This is a genomic window from Methylocella tundrae (assembly GCF_901905185.1).
In the GTDB taxonomy this organism is placed as follows: Bacteria; Pseudomonadota; Alphaproteobacteria; order Rhizobiales; family Beijerinckiaceae; genus Methylocapsa; species Methylocapsa tundrae.
The window spans coordinates 150,475-171,778 of the sequence record NZ_CABFMQ020000001.1 but is presented as its reverse complement, the minus strand read 5'-3'; the positions used below and the strand labels follow the sequence as shown (position 1 = coordinate 171,778).

At 61.3% G+C, this 21,304-nt stretch carries 19 protein-coding genes; 16 read left to right on the top strand and 3 right to left on the bottom strand.

What is annotated here, in order from left to right:
* Positions 1-218 precede the first annotated feature (218 nt).
* The 3 genes from MPC4_RS00695 to adh are packed head-to-tail and all read left to right on the top strand — an operon-like array spanning position 219 to position 4,787.
* A complete protein-coding gene (locus tag MPC4_RS00695; RefSeq protein WP_244628766.1) occupies positions 219-1,964 on the top strand; it encodes a PQQ-dependent dehydrogenase, methanol/ethanol family in 1,746 nt (581 codons plus the stop codon).
* A 6-nt stretch (positions 1,965-1,970) separates the two neighbouring features.
* A complete protein-coding gene (locus MPC4_RS00690; protein WP_174510835.1) occupies positions 1,971-3,230 on the top strand; it encodes a c-type cytochrome in 1,260 nt (419 codons plus the stop codon).
* A gap of 36 nt (positions 3,231-3,266) precedes the next feature.
* Positions 3,267-4,787 carry an aldehyde dehydrogenase gene (gene adh, locus MPC4_RS00685; RefSeq protein WP_174510834.1) on the top strand — a complete coding sequence of 507 codons (1,521 nt, stop codon included), beginning with the start codon at positions 3,267-3,269 and terminating at the stop codon, positions 4,785-4,787.
* Positions 4,788-4,932: 145 nt separating this feature from the next.
* Here the strand turns inward: adh and MPC4_RS00680 are convergent, their stop codons facing one another.
* The 3 genes from MPC4_RS00680 to MPC4_RS00670 all read right to left on the bottom strand — a co-directional run bounded on the left by MPC4_RS00680 (position 4,933) and on the right by MPC4_RS00670 (position 8,916).
* Entirely contained in the window at positions 4,933-5,586 is a 654-nt protein-coding gene (locus MPC4_RS00680) for a pyridoxamine 5'-phosphate oxidase family protein (protein WP_174510833.1), read from the bottom strand.
* A 370-nt stretch (positions 5,587-5,956) separates the two neighbouring features.
* Positions 5,957-7,543: a porin family protein gene (locus tag MPC4_RS00675; RefSeq protein ID WP_244628765.1), complete on the bottom strand. Its 1,587-nt coding sequence runs from the start codon at positions 7,541-7,543 to the stop codon at positions 5,957-5,959.
* 596 nt (positions 7,544-8,139) lie between these two features.
* Positions 8,140-8,916, bottom strand: coding sequence for a PRC-barrel domain-containing protein (locus tag MPC4_RS00670; protein WP_174510831.1), 777 nt, complete (start codon positions 8,914-8,916; stop codon positions 8,140-8,142).
* 484 nt (positions 8,917-9,400) lie between these two features.
* On the opposite strand from MPC4_RS00670, the gene MPC4_RS00665 reads away from it, so the two are divergent.
* The 13 genes from MPC4_RS00665 (at position 9,401) to MPC4_RS00605 (ending at position 21,278) form a co-directional block, all read left to right on the top strand.
* Complete coding sequence (locus tag MPC4_RS00665) at positions 9,401-9,757, top strand: phasin (RefSeq protein ID WP_134489958.1); 357 nt, start codon at positions 9,401-9,403, stop codon at positions 9,755-9,757.
* Positions 9,758-10,061: 304 nt separating this feature from the next.
* A complete protein-coding gene (locus tag MPC4_RS00660; protein WP_174510830.1) occupies positions 10,062-10,727 on the top strand; it encodes a glutathione binding-like protein in 666 nt (221 codons plus the stop codon).
* 262 nt (positions 10,728-10,989) lie between these two features.
* Positions 10,990-11,577: a peptide-methionine (R)-S-oxide reductase MsrB gene (gene msrB, locus MPC4_RS21045; RefSeq protein WP_174510829.1), complete on the top strand. Its 588-nt coding sequence runs from the start codon at positions 10,990-10,992 to the stop codon at positions 11,575-11,577.
* 25 nt (positions 11,578-11,602) lie between these two features.
* Positions 11,603-12,361: a peptide-methionine (S)-S-oxide reductase MsrA gene (gene msrA, locus MPC4_RS00650; protein ID WP_174510828.1), complete on the top strand. Its 759-nt coding sequence runs from the start codon at positions 11,603-11,605 to the stop codon at positions 12,359-12,361.
* Positions 12,362-12,443: 82 nt separating this feature from the next.
* Entirely contained in the window at positions 12,444-12,887 is a 444-nt protein-coding gene (locus MPC4_RS00645) for a hypothetical protein (protein ID WP_174510827.1), read from the top strand.
* Positions 12,888-13,165: 278 nt separating this feature from the next.
* Positions 13,166-13,660 carry an iron response transcriptional regulator IrrA gene (gene irrA, locus MPC4_RS00640; protein WP_174511078.1) on the top strand — a complete coding sequence of 165 codons (495 nt, stop codon included), beginning with the start codon at positions 13,166-13,168 and terminating at the stop codon, positions 13,658-13,660.
* Between the two features lie 124 nt (positions 13,661-13,784).
* Positions 13,785-15,017: a M48 family metallopeptidase gene (locus tag MPC4_RS00635; RefSeq protein WP_174510826.1), complete on the top strand. Its 1,233-nt coding sequence runs from the start codon at positions 13,785-13,787 to the stop codon at positions 15,015-15,017.
* Between the two features lie 262 nt (positions 15,018-15,279).
* Positions 15,280-15,489: a DUF1656 domain-containing protein gene (locus MPC4_RS00630; protein ID WP_134489968.1), complete on the top strand. Its 210-nt coding sequence runs from the start codon at positions 15,280-15,282 to the stop codon at positions 15,487-15,489.
* Entirely contained in the window at positions 15,486-16,436 is a 951-nt protein-coding gene (locus MPC4_RS00625; protein WP_174510825.1) for an efflux RND transporter periplasmic adaptor subunit, read from the top strand. The genes MPC4_RS00630 and MPC4_RS00625 overlap by 4 nt, the downstream gene beginning before the upstream one ends.
* Positions 16,437-16,621: 185 nt before the next feature.
* Entirely contained in the window at positions 16,622-17,521 is a 900-nt protein-coding gene (locus MPC4_RS00620; RefSeq protein ID WP_134489972.1) for a LysR family transcriptional regulator, read from the top strand.
* A 673-nt stretch (positions 17,522-18,194) separates the two neighbouring features.
* Positions 18,195-18,404 (top strand): hypothetical protein, encoded by a 210-nt coding sequence (locus tag MPC4_RS00615; RefSeq protein ID WP_174510824.1) that lies wholly within the window; start codon positions 18,195-18,197, stop codon positions 18,402-18,404.
* Positions 18,405-18,612: 208 nt separating this feature from the next.
* Positions 18,613-20,679, top strand: a complete 2,067-nt coding sequence (locus MPC4_RS00610) for an FUSC family protein (RefSeq protein ID WP_174510823.1) — start codon at positions 18,613-18,615, stop codon at positions 20,677-20,679.
* Positions 20,680-20,759: 80 nt separating this feature from the next.
* Positions 20,760-21,278 (top strand): YqhA family protein, encoded by a 519-nt coding sequence (locus MPC4_RS00605; protein ID WP_174510822.1) that lies wholly within the window; start codon positions 20,760-20,762, stop codon positions 21,276-21,278.
* Positions 21,279-21,304: the final 26 nt, after the last annotated feature.

Sequence of the window (21,304 nt, the reverse complement as noted above, 5' to 3'; positions counted from 1 at the left end):
CCGCACGCGCCGGCTCCGCGCGAACGCGAATCCCTCGCGGTTTCCCCGGCCGCGCCGCGCCGGGGTTTGCGACCTATTGAGTATAGCATTGCCGGGCCGCGCTTCATTAAGGTGCCCTCCGATGATCCTTTAACGAGGACATTAACGCCCGCGAAGACGGGTCCGATAATCAATTCTGCCCAGGCAACTCTACAAAACTGTATAACGGGGAGGCGACTTTGAAGAATTTGCGCGATTGGCTGCTCGGAAACGTATGGGCCCGCGTCGCATTGGCGGCGAGCTTGACGGGCGCCGTCGGGATCAGTGAAGCGCAGGCGGAGAACGCGACGTCCAAAGACGCCAAAGCGGCATCCCTAGCAGATGCGAACAGCTGGACGCAATACGGTCACGATCAGCAGAACACCAGATTCAGCCCCCTCAAAGAAATCAACACACAAAATGTTGGCAAGCTGAAGCTCGCCTACGCATTTTCGCTCGGCTCGCTGCGCTCCAACGAGGCGACCCCGATCGTCGTCGGCGACACCCTCTACGTGTCGAGCTCCTGGGGCCCGAAATATGTTTACGCCCTCGACGCGAAAAGCGGCAAGATCAAATGGAAGTATGAACCGGACATCCCGGACGACGTGCTGCAATACGCATGTTGCGATGTGAACAGCCGCGGCGTCACCTATGCCGACGGCAAGATCTTCGTCGGCACGCTCAATGGCAAGCTGATCGCGCTCGACGCCAGCACGGGCGCCGAAGACTGGATCGCCGACGTCGTCGATTACAAGCAGGGTTCGGTCATTACCTCGCCGCCGCTCGTCGTGCGCAATCTTGTCATCACCGGCTTCGGCGGCGGCGAATATGGCGCGCGGGGCAGCTTGCAGGCCTATGACGTCAACACCGGCAAGGAAGTGTGGAAAACCTACACGGTGTCCGCGACCGACGCCGATGGAACCACAAGCTGGAAGGGCGACAGCTGGCAGCACGGCGGCGGCGTCGGCTGGCTCGTCGGCTCCTATGACCCCAAGACCGACACGGTGTTTTGGGGCACCAGCAATCCGAGCCCATGGGCGACCAAGGTCCGCTCGACAGGCAACGGCGACTACGGCCCGCTGACCAATCTCTACACCGCGAGCACGCTGGCGATCGACCCGGCGACCGGCAAGATCAAATGGCATGTGCAGGGCACGCCGGCCGACGCCTGGGATTACGACGGCGTCAACGAATTGGTGCTCGCTGATCTCAAGACCGCAAGCGGCGCCCTGCCGGCCTATATGAAGGCCGACCGCAACGGCTTCTTCTATGTCGTCAACCGCGAGACGGGCAAGCTTGTGTCGGCCGAAAAATTTGTCCCGGTGAACTGGGCGAGCAAGATCGATCTCGCCACGGCGCGCCCCGTCGAAGATCCCGACAAGCGTCCGGGGCCGGGTCATCCCGCGAAGGACATCTGCCCGCATCTCATCGGCGCGAAGAACTGGCAGCCAATGTCCTATAGCCCCGACACGGGCCTCGTCTATATTCCGTCGAACAACGTCTGCCAGGATATGAGCGAAGGCGAAGTCAATTACCGCAAGGGCGTGTTCTACCTCGGCAAGGAATTTTCCGCTGTTCCCGGTCCCGGCGGCTTTCTTGGCAAGATCCTCGCCTGGGATCCCGTGAAACAGAAGGCGGCTTGGGAGATCAAGGAAGAGCTTCCCTTCAACGGCGGCACGCTCGCCACCGGCGGCGGCCTCGTCTTCTACGGAACGATCACCGGAGACTTCAAAGCGGTTGATGCGAAAACCGGAGCGGAGCTGTGGAAGATCGGCGTCGGGTCCGGCGTCGGCGCCGGGCCGATCAGCTTCTCGGTCGACGGCAAGCAGTACATTGCCGTCGTCGCGGGCCGCACCGTTTCGACCGCCGCCTTCTTCGGCGACATCGGCACAAAAATCACCAATGCGACGCCGGAAGGCGGCACTCTTTTTGTGTTCTCGGAGTAAGAGGAAGTGACATCGAACAAGCGGCGGCTGGCCCCGCTCGCCATCGAACCGCGCAAGGCCAGCGTCCTCCCGGCTCTGGCGGCGGCGCTGTTCATCGCGGCAGGCCCCGCCGCCTCCGCGCTTCCCTCCGACGGCGCCGCCGGAGGGGACGCGCTAACCATCTGCGCGGACCCCGACGATCTGCCCTTCAGCGCTCAAGCCGGCGATGCGAAGGGCATCTATATCGAGCTCGGAGCCGAGATCGCAAACGCTCTCGGGCGCCCGCTCAAAACGGTCTGGTCGCAGACCTATTTCGGCAAGCGCGCCATTCGCGAAACCTTGCTGTCAGGAAAATGCGACGCCTATATCGGTTTGCCGGACTCCAAAAATTTCATGGGGCCAAAACTCATCTTTTCCAAACCGTTCCTGCGCATTGGCTATGCTCTCGTTTCGCCCAAGGCGCAGGGGGCCTCGTCCCTCGCCGACCTGGCGGGCAAGCGCGTCGCGGTGCAATTTGGCACCTCGCCGGAGCTGTTGCTCGCCGATCACGGCGACATCCAGCCGGTGACCGTGCTCGATCCGGAGGCGGCGATGAAAGCGCTGGCGGCCGGCAGGGCGGACGCCGCGATCATCTGGGGTCCGAGCGCCGGCTATCTCAATAAGACGCTTTACCAGGACGCCTATAGCGTTCGCCCGGTAAGCGGCGAGGGGATGCAATGGCCGGTTTCGGTCGGCTTCGCGCGAGCGAGCGGCGATCTCAGGGACAAGATCGACCGGGTTATCGACGAGAAGGCCGAAGCGGTCGCCGCGCTCGCCGCGAAATATGGCTTCCCGCAGGCCGAGCCGATCTCCTTGACCGCCGCCAGCAGCGCCGGTGGATCGAAGCCAAGCATCATGCTCGCTTCACAGGAAAAGCCGGCGAGCGAAACCGCGCCGGCCACGGCTCCCGAGGCGGCGGCGCCTGCGCCAGGTTCAACCGCCTTGACCGAAACGCCGGCGGCCGCGGCAACACCCGCGAGCGCGGCCGATCCGGCGGCCATTGCCGCGGGCCGTGAAATCTTCAACGGCACCTGCTCGCATTGCCACGGGCCGGACGCCATCGTAGGCCAGCGCCGCATCAATCTGCGTCTGCTCAGCCAGCGTTACAACGACAAAATGGATGAAGTCTTTCATTACACGGTTACCCATGGACGTCCCGACAAGGGAATGCCAAACTGGACCGGCGCTTTTAGTGAAGACGACTTCAGCAAGATTCTCGCCTATCTGCACAGCGTGCAGCAAAACTGAGCGTAGATAAGAGTCACTGAGAAGTGGAGGAATGCTATGGTTGAGAAGCTTTTGGCGGATCTTAAGGACGAGATCGCCATTCGTCCGCACTACGATAATTACATCGGCGGCAAATGGGTGCCCCCGGTTAAAGGTCAGACGTTCCAGAACATCTCGCCGATCGACGGCAATGTGGTTTGCACCATAGCCCGCTCGACGGCTGAGGACGTCGAACTGGCGCTCGACGCCGCCCATGCGGCGAAAGACGCCTGGGGCGCCGCCTCGCCGGCCGAGCGCTCGCTGGTCCTTTTGCGCATCGCCGACCGGATCGAGCAAAAGCTTGACGTGCTGGCGATGGTCGAGACGATCGACAATGGCAAGCCGATCCGCGAGACCAAGGCCGCCGACCTGCCGCTCGCCGTCGACCATTTCCGCTATTTCGCCGGCGTCCTGCGCGCCCAGGAGGGCGGCATCAGCGAAATCGACCACGACACCATCGCCTATCATTTCCATGAGCCGCTCGGCGTCGTCGCGCAGATCATCCCGTGGAATTTCCCGCTGCTGATGGCGGTGTGGAAGATCGCTCCGGCGCTGGCAGCGGGCAATTGCATCGTCCTGAAGCCCGCCGAGCAGACCCCGATGAGCATCATGGTCATGATGGACGTCATCGGCGACCTGCTGCCGCCCGGCGTCCTCAACGTCGTCAACGGCTTCGGCGTCGAATGCGGCAAGCCGCTGGCGCAGAGCCCGCGCATCGCCAAGGTCGCCTTCACCGGCGAGACGACGACGGGCCGCCTCATCATGCAATACGCCTCGGAGAACATCATTCCGGTGACGCTGGAGCTCGGCGGCAAATCGCCGAACATCTTCTTCGCCGACGTCGCCGACGAGGACGATGATTTCTTCGACAAGGCGCTCGAAGGCTTCGCCATGTTCGCGCTGAACCAGGGCGAGGTCTGCACCTGTCCGTCCCGCGCGCTGGTGCAGGAGAGCATCTATGAGCGCTTCATGGAGCGCGCCATCAAGCGGGTGAAGGCGATCAAGCAGGGCAATCCGCTGGATCCCTCGACCATGATCGGCGCGCAGGCCTCGAACGACCAGCTCGAGAAGATCCTGTCCTATCTCGACATCGGCCGTCAGGAAGGCGCCAAGGTGCTGACCGGCGGCGCACGCGCCGACGTCGGGCCGGAGCTCGCCAACGGCTTCTATGTGCAGCCGACGGTCCTCGAAGGCCACAACAAGATGCGCGTGTTCCAGGAGGAAATCTTCGGCCCGGTGCTGTCGGTGACCACCTTCAAGACCGACGCCGAGGCGCTGGAGATCGCCAACGACACGCTTTACGGGCTCGGCTCCGGCGTCTGGACCCGCAACGGCACGCGCGCCTATCGCTTCGGCCGCGCCATCAAAGCCGGACGCGTCTGGACCAATTGCTACCACCTCTATCCGGCGCACGCGGCGTTTGGCGGCTACAAGAAATCCGGCATCGGCCGCGAGAATCACAAGATGATGCTTGATCACTACCAGCAGACCAAGAATATGCTGGTCAGCTACAGCAACAAGCCTCTCGGTTTCTTCTGATCGAGAAGAATTGAGACGCGCATATCGCTTAGGAAACTGCGTCGAGAAGAAGCTCTCGGCGCAGCCTCCTGAACGCCACCCGAATATTCAGAGCATTTTCGACCTTTTTGGAATCGAAAATGCTCTTTTTTTGTCTTGCTGGTTTCTAGCCCTCGCCCCGCGCGACCATGGCCTCATAATCCGAGATCTCGAGCAGCCCTTCCTCGCGCGCCCTTTGGCTGTCGCCGGCGGACAGCGCATCCTGCACCAAAGCGGTTCGTTTCCAGGCCGCAAGCGGCGTCGGCTTCGCGGCCACGGGGACGTATTTCGACTGATCCAGCTTTTTGTATTTATGGATATAGCGCGGGCAATTCACCCACGCCTTGGCGACCTCGACCCGCACAAGATATTGCGCCTCCGCATAGTCCCCCATCAGAGGACTGTCCCGATCGAGCCTGGCCGTCCCCTGCACACGGACGCGGTGGGGCGTCTCGAAGTCGATGAACAGCAATCCGACCCGGCCCTGGCCAACGACATTTCCCATCGAATAGAACATGCCGTTGCCATCGAAGCCGGGAAAAACCAGCGTATTGCCGTCGATAACCTTGACGAAGCCGGTCGGGCCGCCCTTGTACGAGACTGTCGGATTTCCGTCTGGATCGACCGTCGATAGAAAAAACATGTCGCGCGATTGAATGAAGGCCTTTTCATTTTCGCCGATCCCGTCTTGCACCCATTTCGTATCCAGAAGCTCGGCCATTTTGGTTGTGCCGAACTCCTCCTGAAGCGCGCGGTGCTCCGCTGAGTAGAGAGACGCCATGTTTCCTCCGGGTTGCTGTTTTTGTGCCCTGATAGATTGATTAGCACGCGCCGGAAGACCTCGATAGACGGTTGCGCGAGCCTCAGAGACGGATCGAGTGTCCCCGGATCAGGCGCATGGAACAAGGCGCAACGGGCGGCCGCGCGCCGCGGCGACATAGAGCATATTCCGATCAGATCGGTTCGGTCTGATCGAGAAGAATATGCTCAAGCTTTTGAATATGGAGCGATTTTTGATCGATCGAATGACTCCATTCGATCGGAAAGCGCTATAGATTGCCCTGATCGCGCCGCAAACGAAAACGCCGCCCGCGTCAAAGACGGGGCGGCGTCATCAGTCATCATATCAAGAGTTGTTCTGGGCGAGACGCTCAGAAGAAGAAGGTTGTTCCGCCGACGATCGCGTTGGACTTTGCAGATCCAGCCGACTGGCTGATCGAACGCGACTGTATGAACTCGGCCTGGAAAGCCACCCAGTCCGTCAGCTTGTAGCGGGTAAATCCGATCCACGACTGGTTCGAACGCACCATCCAGGGAACATAGGACTGCGTGTAATCGAAGCTGTTGGCTTCCAGATAGCTGGCGCCAAAGCTGCCGCCGAGGGTCCACCGATCCCAGAAGGTATATTCGGCTTCGCCATAGAAGCCCGAGGACTTGCGCGCCTGCCCATTGGGGCTGACAGCGGCATAGAACAACCCGGTCGTGCCGAGCGCTGAGCCCCAGTAGCCGTAGCCGACCGCGCTAAACCCGCCCCAATCGACTCGCACGCCGCCGTCGACGCCGACCGATCTGACGCTCTGCCCCGGGCTCGCCGAGGTATAGCCAAATCCGGGAACGAAGCCGCCGACCACAGCATCGCCAGCTTCGACGCGCTGGAGCTGGGTGATGCCGTCCGCCCAGGCGGTCAGTTTCACGTCAGGCGTGAACTGGCCGACATATTTGATCTTGCCCTGGAATTGCGGCTGGTCATGCGCCGTCATCGTTCCGGAGCTGAACCCGACAGACGGGCCATACCCAGGGAGCGCAAACCCAACAGCGGCCGTATCGGTCGTGTTGATCGCATCCAGCGGCGTGAACATACCAACCGACGCGGTAAAGCCATTCCAGACCGGCGTCGTATAGGTGATCTGCGGGATCCAGTCGGCATAGACGTAGCCAAGGCCGATGCGGCCAAGGCTGGTGTTGCCGGGGGCGGCGTTTCCAGCCGGCGTGCCGACGCCGAACAGGGTGAAGTCGTTCAAGATCGCGTCGCCGCCGAAGAGGCCAAGATCGCGGCCGATTTTGAGCGTGCCATACTCAGGCGTGCCGATCGTGCCGAAAACCTGACGAAGGTCGATGCCGGGCGTTCCGAGACCAATCGGCGAACCGGCGCCGTTGGCGTTGGCCGCTCCGGGGAAAACGTTGTTGCCGCCGAAGTAGGCGCCAGCGGTGAAGCCAAGATCCCAGCCCATCTGATTGGTGGCGAGGCTCAAGACAACATTGCTCGGCAGCAGGCCGGCGCGAATCGCGTTCGAATTGTTGTATGGGCTGCCGCCGACCACACCGCCGCCGACGCCGATCGGCGCAGGGGGGAAGCCGCCTGGAACGAACGGCCCGGTCGCGATCCCCGCGGTGCCCGTATAGGACGTTTTGAAGGCCTCCGCGCCGAAGAAGACGAGAGCGCCGGTCAGCTTGACGTCAACATCGCCGACAGTGACGACGCCATTATCCTTCGTGACAACCGACGTGCCGGGAATATGGAAGCCGATGCCTTTGTCAAGGCTGGTCACGTAGCGGCCGTTGCCGCCGGTGGGACCGGTCGGGCCAGGCGCGTGTTTTGCCGCGACTTCGGCCGCGTGGCGCTGTTTCAGCTTGGCGTATTCGGCTTTCGTCAGGACGCCCTTGGACTTGAGCTGATCGAGCAGCTCGTCCGTCACGTCGGCGCGCGCTGCGCTGACGCCCATGAGAACCGTAGCCATGACTCCTGCCATAGCCATATAGGCGCCGCGTCGGCGACTCCTGGATCTTCCAATGCGGTTAGCCATTACTCTCCCCATCCGTTGGTTATTAGTCACTCTGAAGAATCGCCTCTTCTTCTTATTCACCGATTCGCAAGCAACAGAAGCGGGCTCAAAGACGCGCTCTACTTACTGTTTACAGGCAGGCAACTCTTAGTTGCGCACGAACCAATTTGATATGCGTATAACAATTGGCTCTATACGTATAAGTGCATGATCATGGGTACATTTGGAACCTTGAGCTGTCAACGCGCTCCGGCCCTTTCAAGTCAAAGCATTCAGAGGTGCGACATTTGCGCAACTATTCCTTCGGCGGTGCACAAAAGGAATGAGTATTTACAGATTGAGGGCGGGAAACCGTCGGGCCGCAGCGCAGTGAGGGGAGGCTATTCTATCCCTCTGCTACAGAGGCTGGGCAGACCCGGGACGACGCATGACGACGATCCGCGGCGAGCTCCGATCGCCCGGGCGGCCATACAAAAAAGGAGCGCCAGACGCGGCGCTCCTTTTCATATTCGCGGCCGCCGCGCGCAGGCTCGGCGGTGGGCGCGTCAGCCTTATTTTGGATAGTACCAATAGCCCGGCCAGCCGTAATGGCCGTGCAGCATCCGTTCATAGGCTTCATCGACCATTTCGATCGAATCGCACGGCGGGCTGGTCTTGACCTGATCGCGCGTGATGTTGATCAGAATGTGCCGGTCGGCCCAATCGATCTCCCGCACGGCGAATGGCGCGATGAGGACATGCTGGCCGCCCCACCAATTGCTCGTGTCGACGCCGAGGTAGCGGACATCCCAATTGGCGTGATCAACGACAAAACTCTCAAGGTGGCCGATTTCGCCATCGCTCGCCTGTATATGATAGCCGGTCACCTCTTCCACGCTGCGAAGATGTGGATCTTGCTGGTTCGCAAGCGCCTCGGCTTCGGCGGCTTCCTCCACGTCGGGCTCGCCCGCCAATGGCGGCAGCGACAGCGGCTGCGCCATCGCCCCGACTCCGAAATAGCTGACGCCCCAGGTCGGATCCCATCCATAGTAATCATAGAGGTGAGATTCCAATTGACGCGAGAGAGGCTCATGTTCGCCGAGGTCAGGGCCGCCCCCGACTTGCGCTTTGGTCAGCTTCACCGGCAGCTCCCGGCGCGCCGGGTCCGGCTCTCCGAGAGCGGATGCGTGGACCAGGACCTTGCGGCCTGGAAGCCATGCGCCCGTATCCACGACCAGCCACCTGATCTTCCAGCTTTGATCGTCGAAGAGGAAGTCATTGACCGTTCCGATCTTGCCGTCGCTGGCCGCGACGGCAAATCCCTTCAGCACCGATACGACGAACAACATGGCGGGTTTCCTTCCGAATCAGCGGATGGGTTGATGGCATAGCGCGCCATGCGCCTGAAAGCGAGGCGCCATGAGCGGCCACAGTCAGACCGCAAGGTCTGGAACGTGGCGGCCTCGCGCGCCGCCATAAAGCTGGCCGGCCCATCGTCGGCCGACCATTCGATGCGATGGGCGCGAAGCGTGATGGGCGCCGGCCGTCTTTGGCTCTCGACGGGTCATAGCGGCTAAAACAGCAAATTATTGTAACAGATCAGTAAAGTGATGAAAAACGGTGGCGCCGATCGCCGAATTCTGTGAATATGCATGCGCTCCGCCTCGGAGCTCTGATCTAAGCCGGTTGAGATAAGGCCTGTATGCGCATCGCAACGTCAACCGACCCGCTTGGCCTGAAAAGAGCGACAATATCCCTTACGCTTTACATCCCAAAGGCCTTTCGTCGGCCTTGAACGGGCTCAACGAAACGCTCAACTGCAGGAGAACACCGATGATCGAAATTCCGCAACAGATCCCCGCGCAAATCCGCGAGCTTGCCGAGAAGAATTTCGAGCAGGCGCGAGAGGCTTTCTTGGGTTTCATTGGCGCGGCCCAGAAAGCCACCGGCTCGGCCGAAGCGCTTCCGTCCAGCGCCAAGGAAGCGGTGACCAAGGCCATGTCCTTCGCGGAGACAAACGTCAACGCCGCCTTCGATCTGGCGCAGAAGCTGCTCCACGCCAAGGACGTTCAAGAGGTTTTCGCCCTTCAGACCGAATATGCGAAGAACCAGCTTCAGGCGATCCAGACGCAAGCAAAAGAGCTGAGCGAATCGGCTCAGACCGCGTTTAACGCGGTCGCCAAAAAGTAATCCGCATGAGCGATCGACGGTTCGCGGAAAGCTTGCGGATTCTGGCATTCTCTACGATCCGGCGGATGTGGTGAAAGAAATGCAAATGCGCTCCCCGACGGAAAAAACGGGCGATGCGCATTCGGACGAAACAGCCGATTGGGACCCATAAAGCTTTTGGGGCGCGGTTTTGCCGCGCTTCATTTTTGCCTGGCGTCGCCCGCGCCGATCGTGTGGGAGCCGATTAGCCGTCGCTCAAACCGCGGCGACGCCTTTGAGTTGGGCCGGAACCGGCGCCTTTGCGCGCCCAGGCGACAGCAGTTCCTTGATCACGCTTTACAGCTGGGCGACGCCGAGCGGCCATATCGTCTCGATCATGCTCGAAGAAATCGGGACGCCCTATGACGTGCGAACCGTGAACATCAGCAAACGCGAGCAATTCCACCCCACATTTCTCGCCGTATCGCCAAACGCCAAAATTCCCGCCATCATCGATGACGGCGCGGCGGACGGCCCGCTCGCGATCTTCGAGAGCGGCGCCATACTGCTCTATCTCACGGAAAAGAGCGGCCGCCTGCTGCCGCGCTCGGGCGCCGACCGGGCCAAAGCATTCGAATGGCTGTTTTGGGCGACCGCCGGACTGGCTCCGACGCTCGCGGAATTCGGTCATTTCGCAATCTTTGCAAAACGGAAAACTCCAGTCGCGATCGACCGCTTGAGCGCGGAGGCGGACCGTCTTCTTCGCGTTTTGGATCGCCGCCTCGCGGAGGCGCCTTACCTCGCCGGCGAGCATTATTCGATCGCCGATATCGCCGCCTATCCTTGGGCGGCGGGCGCGGGCGTGCTTGTGCGCGAGCATTTGAACGCCGCGCCGCGCGTCCGTGACTGGCTTGAAAAGTTGAGCGCGCGGCCGGCTGTCCAGCGAGGCATGGCGGCGCCTTTATTGGCCGCCCGCGCGGCCCGCGCGCCACGGAGCTTCAACAATCCGTGACCATGTAACGCCCGCCGGCCCTGCGACGTAACACTGTTGAGCAGAAGGGCTCGGCTGGATGCTCCCCGCGGCGTCGATGAGGCGCGGGCGCCGATCGAGCGCCAATCCCGAAAACGTGCAGACTCGCGAACAATGTCTTGCGCTATCTTTGAGGCGGACGCCGGGGCGCGGCGGGCGTCGGTTAGCGCCAGCCAACCAACATAGCACAACAAGCTGGAGCAGCGGCGCTTTGCGCCGCCCAAACGTGCGAAAGGAGGCGCTGATGAGGAAGCTCGATCCGCTTAAAGCAGCAACTGAGACCCGTGTCGACGCTCTGCGGCGTCTTTTCATCCTGGGGAGCGCGCCGGCGTTGTTTCTCTTCGCTGCGACAAGGACCGCCGCGGCGTCTGAAGACAAAGTGCTGATCGAAGAATTCAATCCCGCCGGGGAAAGTGTTGGGACGAAGCTCGTGCCGAAAATCGTCAAGAGCGCAGCCGAGTGGCGAATGCAATTGGCGCCGGAATCCTATGAAGTCACACGGCGGGCGGGGACCGAACGGGCCTTTACAGGCGCCTATTGGAACCAGCATGGCCGCGGCCTTTACCGCTGCATTTGTTGCGATGCGGCGCTTTTTGATTCAGCAACGAAATTCGAGTCCGGAACGGGTTGGCCGAGCTTTTGGCAACCGATCGCCAAAACCAATGTCGTTGAAAGCGCCGACCATAGCTTCGGCTTTACCCGCACCGCCGTTTCCTGCCGCCGCTGCGACGCACATCTTGGCCATGTGTTCGACGACGGCCCAAAGCCGACGGGTTTGCGATACTGCATGAACTCCGCCGCATTGCGCTTTGTCGCGAGCGCTGGAGCGTAATCCAATCGTCGAAAGGAGTTCTGAAATGGCTGCGTCCGATCTTCCTTTTCGTGGGCCTCCCGGCGGCGCGCATTGCAACCGTCGTCAGATCGCGGGCGGCGGCATTCTGGTCTTGTGCGCCGCATTGCTTCCGCTCGGCTCCGCCGCCGCCGGGGCGGGCAGGCTCGTTCCGCCGCCCGCCGGGGATCCGACGTCCGGCGCCGACGTGTCGGGGCCTCAGACGATCGTCGTCTCAGGCGGCTGCTTCTGGGGCGTGCAGGCGGTCTACCAGCATGTGAAGGGGGTTGAATCAGCCGTTTCGGGATATGCCGGCGGCGCGCCGGACACGGCTCATTATGAAGCCGTCAGCTCCGGGCGCACCGGCCACGCGGAATCGGTGAAGATCACTTTTGACCCGCATGTGGTGAGGGCGGGCGATTTGCTGCGCATCTTCTTCTCGGTCGTTCATGATCCGACGCAACGCGACCGCCAGGGGCCGGACTCGGGCACGCAATATCGTTCTGCAATTTTTACCACCGGCGACAAGCAGATGGCGCTGGCGAAAAACTACATCGAACAGCTCGAGCGCGCGGGAACGTTCAATCAGCCGATAACGACGCGTGTCGAGCCGCTGAGCGGCTTCTATCCCGCTGAATCCTACCACCAGGATTATTTCGTGATGCATCCGGGCAGCCTCTACATCATGATCAACGACAGGCCGAAGGTCGAAAATCTGAAGCTGCTTTTTCCGAATTTCTACCGCGCCAAGCCAAAGCTCGTCGGGGACACGCCCAACCACTCCTGAAAGCCCCCTGGAACAATCGCCGTTCTGAACCGTTGCCGGACCCTCCGTGTCCCGCAAGGGGACCAGCCTCAAGGACTCCAAAATGCCGCCTCGCCACACCGTCAATTATTCCGGCTCCGTCACGGACGTCTTCGCGCACCGGTTCGTGCTGGCGACGCCGGAGGGACATATTCTCGCCGACCTCGGCCCCAGGGGCGCAGAGCAGTTTCGACTGCAAAAAGGCGAAAAGGTGCAGATCGCCGGGGAACAAAAACCGTCCGAGGTCAAGGTGTTTTCGATCGCCCGCGACGGCGAGGCGGCGATCGTCCTCCATCATCCCGATGGACATCCTCCCCATCATGAGCACGCCGATCCTTATATCGCGCTGCGCGCCGCGGATGACGCGGGTTTTACGGCCGTCGGCGAACCGCATCGCAAGCCGAAACATTTCGAGCTGCGCGCCCGCGACGCCAAGGGTGAGGAGTTTGAGCTTCACATTGAACTCGATGGACACATCCGCAAGCAAAAGCGGATCGAACGAGCGTAAGCGCGGCGACTCGCTGAAGATCAGCGGCCCCGGTCCCGTCATGAATTGAGCGATCGCCGGCGGCCCGGAAAGACGAGCTTGGCGTAAAGCGAAATTAGCCGATCCAACGCTGCCGGAGTATTGGACGCGCGGCCGATTCTGCGCGCGCGCCGGCGCCAAGACATCAAAATTAGAATTACTCAATTAGAAATGCTCTAAGGTTGAGCTTTTTGATTGTCTATCGCGCAAAAATTCATTTAACTGACGTCACAGAAGGGCTGTGGAAAGTGTGGCGCGTGATGTTTGGTTCGCAGGGGAGTGATTATTCCCGGACTCGAGGCCCATCGGGCTTTCAGGGGCGCACCCTCTTGGAACGGTATGGGTTGCGCGCGACCCGGCAACGGCTCGGACTCGCCAGGCTTCTGTTCGGCAAGGGCGACCGGCATTTGACGGCCGACGCGCTCGCCTCCGAGGCGCAGGCCGCGCGTATGCCCGCCTCACTCGCGACTGTCTACAATGTGCTTAATCTTTTCGCGCAGGTCGGCCTCGTCCGCAGCCTCGCGATTGAGGGCGGCAAGACCGTTTTTGATACGAATACGAGCGACCATTCCCATTTCTATTTCGAGGATACCGGCGCGGTTTGCGATATCGGGCCGGATTGCGTGAAGCTTGCGGACGGCGTCGAGCCGCCCGAAGGGTATGAGATCGCCAAGATCGACATCGTCGTCAGACTGCGGCCAAAGGGCTTGAACCAGCCGGCCCGCCGCAAGATCGATCCCCTCGACGCGGATTAAAGCCGCGCGCGGCGGAGCCGGCGGAAGCGCCGCCAGGCGGGGCTTGCGGCACAACGCCAGATGTCCCACCTATGCCGAACGCGCGGAGGCCGCCCGCCATCCGCCCCTTTTCGGAGCCGCCTCGTTGAGCCTCCTCGCCTGCGCCATCATCGCCGCCATCGTCCTTTCAGGCGCGCTCGACCTCTATCTGAAATGGCGGCAGGCGGCCTGCATCGCCGCAAACCGCGCGGCCGTCCCAAGCGACTTCAAGGCGGTCGTCACGATCGAGGAGCATCAGAAGGCGGCGGACTATACATTGGCCAATATCCGCCTCGGAGCCATACAGACTGCCTTCGACGCCATTATGGCCGTGCTCTGGCTGACGGCGCTGCTCGCGCCCCTGGCCGCGCTGATCGCCGGGATTTTGCCGCCCGGCCTTTCGCGCAGCGTCGCCCTGCTTGTCGCGATCGGCGCGGTCGGCGCCGTTCTCGGCCTTCCTTTCTCGATCGCCAGGACTTTTTGGCTCGAGGCGAAATTCGGCTTCAACCGAGCGACGCCAGGCGTCTTCGCGCTCGACCGGATCAAGGGCCTCGCGCTGCAATTGATCTTCGCCGTTCCGCTTCTCTACGGTCTTTTCTGGCTGCTCGCCGCTATGCCGCGTTTCTGGTGGCTTGCCGGCTGGGCCGCTTCGGTGCTGATCACCATCGGCCTGAGCGTGGCCTATCCCACTTGGATCGCGCCGCTCTTCAATCAATTCAAGCCATTGCCGGACGGACCGATAAAGACCCGGATCGAGGCCCTGCTCGCCAGATGCGGCTTCGAATCGAAAGGGCTCTTCGTGATGGACGCTTCCAAGCGCTCCAGTCACGGCAACGCCTATTTTTCCGGCTTCGGCAAAGCCAAACGCATCGTCTTCTTCGACACGCTTCTTGAAAAGCACACAGACGATGAGATCCTTTCAATTCTCGCGCATGAGCTCGGCCACTTCAAACTCGGGCATATCGGTCAGCGTCTGGCGCAATCCGCGGCCTTCACGTTTGTGATCTTCCTCGTGCTGCACTGGGCGTTCTCCGCCGGGGGCCTTGCAAGCCAGTTTGGCCTGCCGAATGATCCGGGCGTCGTCCTCATTATTGTGCTGACGGCGATGGGACCGATTCTGCACCTCGCAGCCCCGCTGACCAACTGGTTGTCGCGACGCGCGGAATTTCAGGCCGATGATTTCGCGCGGACGATGGTCGGCAAAGACGCCATGATCAGCGCGCTGACGCGGCTCTCGCGCGATAATCTGGCGACGCTGACGCCGGACCGGCTTTACGCTCTTTTCTATTATTCGCATCCGCCGGCGCCGCTCCGCGTGGCCCAGCTGAGAGCCGCCTGAGCGCATCCCTCGGGCGCATCTTCCCTCCGCTCGCTATTGCCGCCCCGCCAGGCGGCGTTTTATATTATTGTCACAAACGCAATAATGAGTTTGCTTTTAAGCTGCTAGTCAGCGCGGCGAGGGCGGTCCATCTACCGTTCAAGGCGGGGACGTGACATATCCCCGAATGCATTTGCGAAGAGCCACGGCCCGACTTTTGTGCCCGCACAGGTGATCTTCCCGAAGGCGCGGCGGCGGCTGGAGCTTTGAAGGCGATCTTTCCATGACACAGGAAATCGATGTTTACGGGGTCTTCATCCCGGCCCTGCTCGTTTGGATGGCCTGCGCCTTTGCGCTCAGCGCCTCTTTGCGCCGCCTTTTCGCGGCCCTCGGCTTTTACAAATTAATCTGGCACCCCCCGCTGTTCGACCTCAGCCTTTTTGTCGCGAGCCTCGGCTGCGTCGTATTTATTTTACCCGGCATAGCGCCATGACGAGTGTTTTTTCCCTGTTCCTCCGCTTCGCTGTCACCGCCATCATGCTCATTGTCGCCGGCCTCGCAGGCTGGGAGCTCTGGGGATATTATGTCGACGACCCCTGGACCCGCGACGGACGCGTGCGCGCCGACGTCGTCGCCGTCGCTCCCGACGTCTCGGGCCTCGTCACCGACGTCCTCGTGCGCGACAATCAGAGCGTCAAGAAAGGCGATGTCCTGTTCAAGATTGACCGGGATCGATTTGTTTTGGCTTTGCAGCAGGCGGAGGCGGTGGTCGAGGGCCGCCGCGCGACGCTTGACCAGGCGAACAGCGATCTCGCGCGCTATAGCCAGCTGAGCGACAATGTCGTGTCGAAGCAGAAATACGAACAGGTGCTGGCGACGCAGCAGCTGGCCGACGCTTCCTATAAGCAGGCGCGGGCGGAGCGCGACGTAGCCAAACTCAATCTCGAACGCAGCGAGGTCCGCGCCTCGGTGAACGGCTCGATCACCAATTTCGACCTGAGGCCCGGCGTCTACGTCACCGCGGGAAAGGGCGTTTTTGCTCTGGTCGATAGCGACAGCCTGCATGTTGAAGGTTATTTCGAAGAGACCAAGCTGCCGCGCATCCACGTCGGCGATGAGGTCGTCGTCCAGCTCATGGGCGAGCGGACGACCTTGACCGGGCATGTCGAAAGCATCGCCGGCGCCATCGAGGACCGTGAGCGCAGCGCGGGGGCGACCCTTGTCGCCAACGTCAATCCGACATTCAGCTGGGTCAGGCTTGCTCAGCGCGTGCCTGTGCGCATCACGCTCAACGCCGTCCCGGACAGCGTCCGGCTGCTCCCCGGCCGCACCGCGACGGTCGCCGTTCAGTCGGCCGCCCCGCCATCGCGGTGGGCGAGCGCGCTGCAATTACTCAGTCGATTGAATCCGCGCCATTTTTGGAACAAGAATGACGTTTGATGATGAGGGCGCGCCATAGAGGCTGGAGCGCAAGATCGGATGCCGCCTGAAGGCTCCGCAAACCCTGGCCGCCAAGCTCTCGCCCCATCGAGTGTTTTTACGACGAAGTAAGATAGGCTGATCGCGAGCCGCCCCTCGATCGCAAAGCGAACCGAAGGCGGAAACTGAAAGACGCTACAATAAAAATGCAAAAGCTTGATGACCTTATTACATTTGTCCGCGTCGTCGAACGCGGCAGTTTCATCGCCGCCGCCCGGCAGCTCGGCATCCCTCCGGCCACGGCAAGCCGGAAGGTGCAGGACCTCGAACATCGCCTCGGCGCGACGCTTCTTCGCCGCACGACGCGCCGGCTTGTCGTCACCGACGCCGGGCGCGAGGTGTATGATCGCGCCTCGCAAGGCCTGACGCTGATCGACGAGGCCGAACTCGCGGCGAAAAATCTCACCAACAAACCGTCCGGCGTTTTGCGCGTTCTCGCGCCTTACGCACTCGGCGGCCTCATCATCGACCGGATGCTGTCCGACTTTCAAAAGCTCTGTCCCGACGTTCAGATCCAGTTAACCCTGAACAACGAACATCTGGATTTGATCGAACATGGGTTTGACGTCGCGCTTCGCATCGGCGCGCTGAAGAACTCGGCTTATGTGGTCCGCCATCTCCTGAATGGGGAACGGCGGATCGTCGCCTCGCCGGACTATCTCAAGGCGAGCGAACCCATCAAAAAGGTCGAGGACCTCGAGAAGCATGTGTTTCTCGCCGCCAATATCGACCCGAACGGATCGGGAAGCTCCTATACGTTCAACAATGGGCGCGAGGACAAGCAGGTCACGCTCGTTCCGCGCATAGCCTCCAACGAACCGTCGGTCGCGCTCAATCATGCTTTACGCGGCGAAGGCTTCGCCATCCTGGCCGAACTCTATGTGAGGCCGCATCTCAATGATGGGACGCTGAAAGTCGTCCTGCCCGAATGGCATAGCTCCGACGATCTGCAAGCCTCGCTGATCTTCTCGCGCCGCGCCACGAATGATCCAAAGATACGGATGTTTGTTGATTTTCTCAGCGGGACGTCGCGCCAGCTGCTTTGATCCTGCGCTGATGCGCGGCATTCGCGCGCCAGAGCGCTTTCCGATCGAACGGAGTCATTCGATCGATCAGAAATCGCTCCAGATTCAAAAACTTGAGCATATCCTTGCCGATCAGATCGAACCGATCTGATCGGAATATGCTCCAGCGTCACTCACGCAAGGTGAATTATTGCCGGCCGCTGCATTATGAAATGCAACGGCGGCTCATTATCGCAGTGCCCACTCGGTGCTATCTGTCAGCTCTGATCTCCGGACGAAAACCTCTCGCGATATTGGAAGATCCCGGGAAAAAATCCGCTGCGATCGCGCTTTCCGCGCGCGCCCGAACCATTGGCCAACTTCAAAGACTAAGCCTTGCGGCCATCAATTCTGCATAGTCCGGATTGGATGGAAATCAGATCCAGCCAAGGTCAGGAAACAAAAATACACGGCAGTGAAGGAAAATAATCGTCATTATTAGATGTTGGAATCAAAATCGTTTCTGCATGAGATTACGCTTTGATTTTTTTGCTAGGTTAAGAATTTATGCCAAGCTTTCGAATAATTTTGTCAGCTCGATCGCCGCAGTGAAACTATGAATTGCTATTTTCAGTATGGTATATCAGGAAATAGAACGCATATACACTGATAGGTAGCTGGCGTATTTGGCGCCTTCTCCATATGGACAACGAAAATGAACGCTAGGAAACTTTCCATAGCTGTGTTTGCGCTCGCCGCCGCTGCGGCTAACGTCGCCACCGCAAAGCAAGCCGCCCCGGTCCATGCTTGCGCCCTCCCGACGTTTCAGGAGCAGGTTCGCGAAGCGCAGAACTGGCGGCAAACGGGCGATCGGAACGGATCGCAGGACGAGGCGCGTTGCCACGGCGGACCGCAGCTTCGCTGAGGCGAGGAGTTTCGCCTGCGCGCCCTTGTCAGAGGGCGCGGGGGCGGCAGCCTTATTCCACTTCAAGACCGGCCGAAGGCGCGCCGTAGCGACATCGTGACAGAGGACGCCCTGCGCCGCGCGGCCCCGAAAAGAGCGTGTCCAAAGCTGTGGCGCGCCATGCATCCGATCTTCGGACGCCAACTTGCAGGAATCGTCGAGCGAAGCGATGAGCGTTTATTCCCTTCGCGACTGGGTGTTTTCCCTCAAGACCTTCGCAGCTGCCGCCCTCGCGCTTTATGTGTGCTTCTGGCTGCAGCTGCCGCGCCCCTATTGGGCGGTCGCGACCGTCTATATATGCTCCCAGCCGCTGGCGGGCGCGACGCGATCCAAGGCGTTCTATCGGGTTTGCGGCACGATCCTCGGCGCCAGCATGAGCATAGCCCTCGTGCCCAATCTAGCCAATTCGCCAGAGATATTGAGCCTTGCCATCTCGCTTTGGATTGCCTGCTGTCTTTATTTCTCCCTCCTCGATCGGACCCCACGCGGCTACGTCTTCATGCTCGCGGGCTACACGGCGGCGCTGATCGGCTTTCCGAGCGTCGACGCGCCAGAGGGAATCTTCGACACCGCCATAGCGCGCGTCGAGGAGATCACTTTGGGGATCGTCTGCGCCAGCATCTTTTCGGGCGTGCTGTTTCCCCGTCCGGTCGGCCCACTCGTCGCCGAACGTCTCCAGGCCTGGCTGGGGGACGCCGATCTTTGGGGGTGCGACGCCCTCAAAGGGCGCAAGGAGGACGAGCTTCTGCGCAGACGCCGCCTGCGGCTCGCCGCCGACGCGGCGCAGCTCGACGCGCTATCCATTCACCTCGCCTTCGACACCTCGGTCCAGCGTTACGCCGCGCGCGCCATGCGCATGCTGCGGCTGCGACTGTTGATGCTTCTGCCAATTCTTTCTTCTCTCGGCGAAAGGATGAGCGCCTTAAGCGGCCAGCCCCTGCCGCCCGGGCTGCAGCCCTTGATCGACGAGATTCGCGCCGCGCTGCGCGAGGGGGCCGATATCGGACCGGAGATCCCCGATCGTTTGGACGCTTTCATCGCCGCGCATGACCGGCATCTCGATGCGCGCTCCAGCGCGCGCGACATCATCACGAGCAGCCTGCTGCTGCGGCTGAAAGACCTCGTGGACATCCGCGGCGATTGCCGGCTTTTGCAGGGGCAGATCGAATCGGGCGCCGCGAAGCTCAGGGAGCCGCTTTCGTTCCAGACACCGGCCGGTGTCGTCGAGGCGCGCCATCGAGACAACGCCGGCGCCGCCTTCGCGGCCTTAACGGCCATCGTCTGCATCGGCGGCCTCTGCCTGTTCTGGATTGCGACAAGCTGGCCGGACGGCGGCACGGCGGCCATGATCGCAGCGGTCATCTGCTGTCTCTTTGCCGCGCAGGATGATCCGGTTCCCCTGATGCGCTCCTTCACGCGCTGGTCGGCGGTCTCCGTGATCGTGACCATCGTCTATCTTTTCGGCATCCTGCCGCGCATCCAGAACTTCGAACTTCTCGTTCTTGCGCTAAGCCCGGCTTTCATCTTGTTTGGCCTGCTCGCGACGAGGCAGCAAACCGCCTTCCCGAGCCTTGCTTTATCGCTCTGGACCGCGACGCTGCTGGCGCTGCAGGATAATTACAGCGCTGATTTCGCCGCCGTAGCCAATTCCGGGATCGCTCTTCTCATTGGCGTCTGGTTCCCGACCCTTGTCTTCCAGCTCGCCCGCGCGACCGGAGCTGAATGGAGCCTCAGCCGTTTGCTTAACGCGAGCAGAGCGGCGCTGGCCGCGGCGGCGACGCATCACGGCAGGCGCGATCGCGCGCAATTCGCAGCGCTCATGCTCGACCGGCTCGGGCTTCTCGCACCCTTTCTGGCGTCGCCGAGCACAAGACTTCCAGCCGTCGACGTGCTTGCCGAATTGCGGGTCGGCCTGAACATTATCGAACTGCGCGCTGCCCGGCATGGCCTGCCTGCGCAGGCCGCGACCCTCGTCGACGCCACACTGGGCGCTTTGGCGCAACATTTCCGCGCCGGGCGCGAGGCCTCGACGCCCGCCCTGCTTCGGCAAATCGACGAGGCCCTGCGCGCCATCGCGTCAGCGCCGCCGAGCAGGCACAGACGCACGGCGCTGCTCGGCATGGTCGGCATTCGCTATACTCTGTTTTCCGACGCGCCCGCTTACGACAGCGAACCATGCTGGCGCGCCAGCGGCGGCGCGGCGCTTTCTCATGCCGGCGGCGACATCATGTTGTAACTTGCCGATGGAGCCCCCGACGCCCGCCCTTGTTGCGCCGCACGCTTGATCCGTGGCATCACGGAACATCGGAGGGCGCCATGAATCGGTTCGAGCGGGGCATCGAGGGATTATTCTTCAGCAGCCGTTGGCTGATGGCGCCGTTTCTCGTCGGCCTCGTCGTCGGCCTTGTCGGGCTTCTCTACAAATTCGGCGCGAAACTTTTCGATTTCATATTGTTGTTGAAGACAGCTCCCGAATCCGAGGTGATCGTCGGCATCCTCAGCCTGATCGATCTTTCGCTGACCGCCAATCTCATCCTCATCGTGATCTGCTCCAGCTATGAAAACTTTGTGCGGCCGATCAACATAGCGGACCACCCGGAGTGGCCTGACGGCCTGATCAGGATCGGCTTTTCGGGCCTCAAGCAGAAACTTCTCGGCTCGATCGTGGCGATCACCGCCGTGCATGTGCTGGAATGGTTCATGGACATTGAAAGCCACGCCGAGACCCAAAAGCTCGCCTGGGTCGTCGGCATATTGCTCGCTTTCGCCGTGACGATGCTCATTCTGGCGATTGCCGACCGCGTCAGCGCTGGCGTCGAGAACAAGGGACATTGAGGCGCCGGGCGGCGTCCCGCCACGGC

Bases quoted from the DNA above. Each gene is read 5' to 3' on its own strand.
- adh (WP_174510834.1), top strand. From the start codon at position 3,267: ATGGTTGAGAAGCTTTTGGCGGATCTTAAGGACGAGATCGCCATTCGT.
- MPC4_RS00680 (WP_174510833.1), bottom strand. From the start codon at position 5,586: ATGGCGTCTCTCTACTCAGCGGAGCACCGCGCGCTTCAGGAGGAGTTC.
- MPC4_RS00675 (WP_244628765.1), bottom strand. From the start codon at position 7,543: ATGGCTACGGTTCTCATGGGCGTCAGCGCAGCGCGCGCCGACGTGACG.
- MPC4_RS00670 (WP_174510831.1), bottom strand. From the start codon at position 8,916: ATGTTGTTCGTCGTATCGGTGCTGAAGGGATTTGCCGTCGCGGCCAGC.
- MPC4_RS00665 (WP_134489958.1), top strand. From the start codon at position 9,401: ATGATCGAAATTCCGCAACAGATCCCCGCGCAAATCCGCGAGCTTGCC.
- msrB (WP_174510829.1), top strand. From the start codon at position 10,990: ATGAGGAAGCTCGATCCGCTTAAAGCAGCAACTGAGACCCGTGTCGAC.
- msrA (WP_174510828.1), top strand. From the start codon at position 11,603: ATGGCTGCGTCCGATCTTCCTTTTCGTGGGCCTCCCGGCGGCGCGCAT.
- MPC4_RS00645 (WP_174510827.1), top strand. From the start codon at position 12,444: ATGCCGCCTCGCCACACCGTCAATTATTCCGGCTCCGTCACGGACGTC.
- irrA (WP_174511078.1), top strand. From the start codon at position 13,166: ATGTTTGGTTCGCAGGGGAGTGATTATTCCCGGACTCGAGGCCCATCG.
- MPC4_RS00630 (WP_134489968.1), top strand. From the start codon at position 15,280: ATGACACAGGAAATCGATGTTTACGGGGTCTTCATCCCGGCCCTGCTC.
- MPC4_RS00625 (WP_174510825.1), top strand. From the start codon at position 15,486: ATGACGAGTGTTTTTTCCCTGTTCCTCCGCTTCGCTGTCACCGCCATC.
- MPC4_RS00620 (WP_134489972.1), top strand. From the start codon at position 16,622: ATGCAAAAGCTTGATGACCTTATTACATTTGTCCGCGTCGTCGAACGC.
- MPC4_RS00615 (WP_174510824.1), top strand. From the start codon at position 18,195: ATGAACGCTAGGAAACTTTCCATAGCTGTGTTTGCGCTCGCCGCCGCT.
- MPC4_RS00610 (WP_174510823.1), top strand. From the start codon at position 18,613: ATGAGCGTTTATTCCCTTCGCGACTGGGTGTTTTCCCTCAAGACCTTC.
- MPC4_RS00605 (WP_174510822.1), top strand. From the start codon at position 20,760: ATGAATCGGTTCGAGCGGGGCATCGAGGGATTATTCTTCAGCAGCCGT.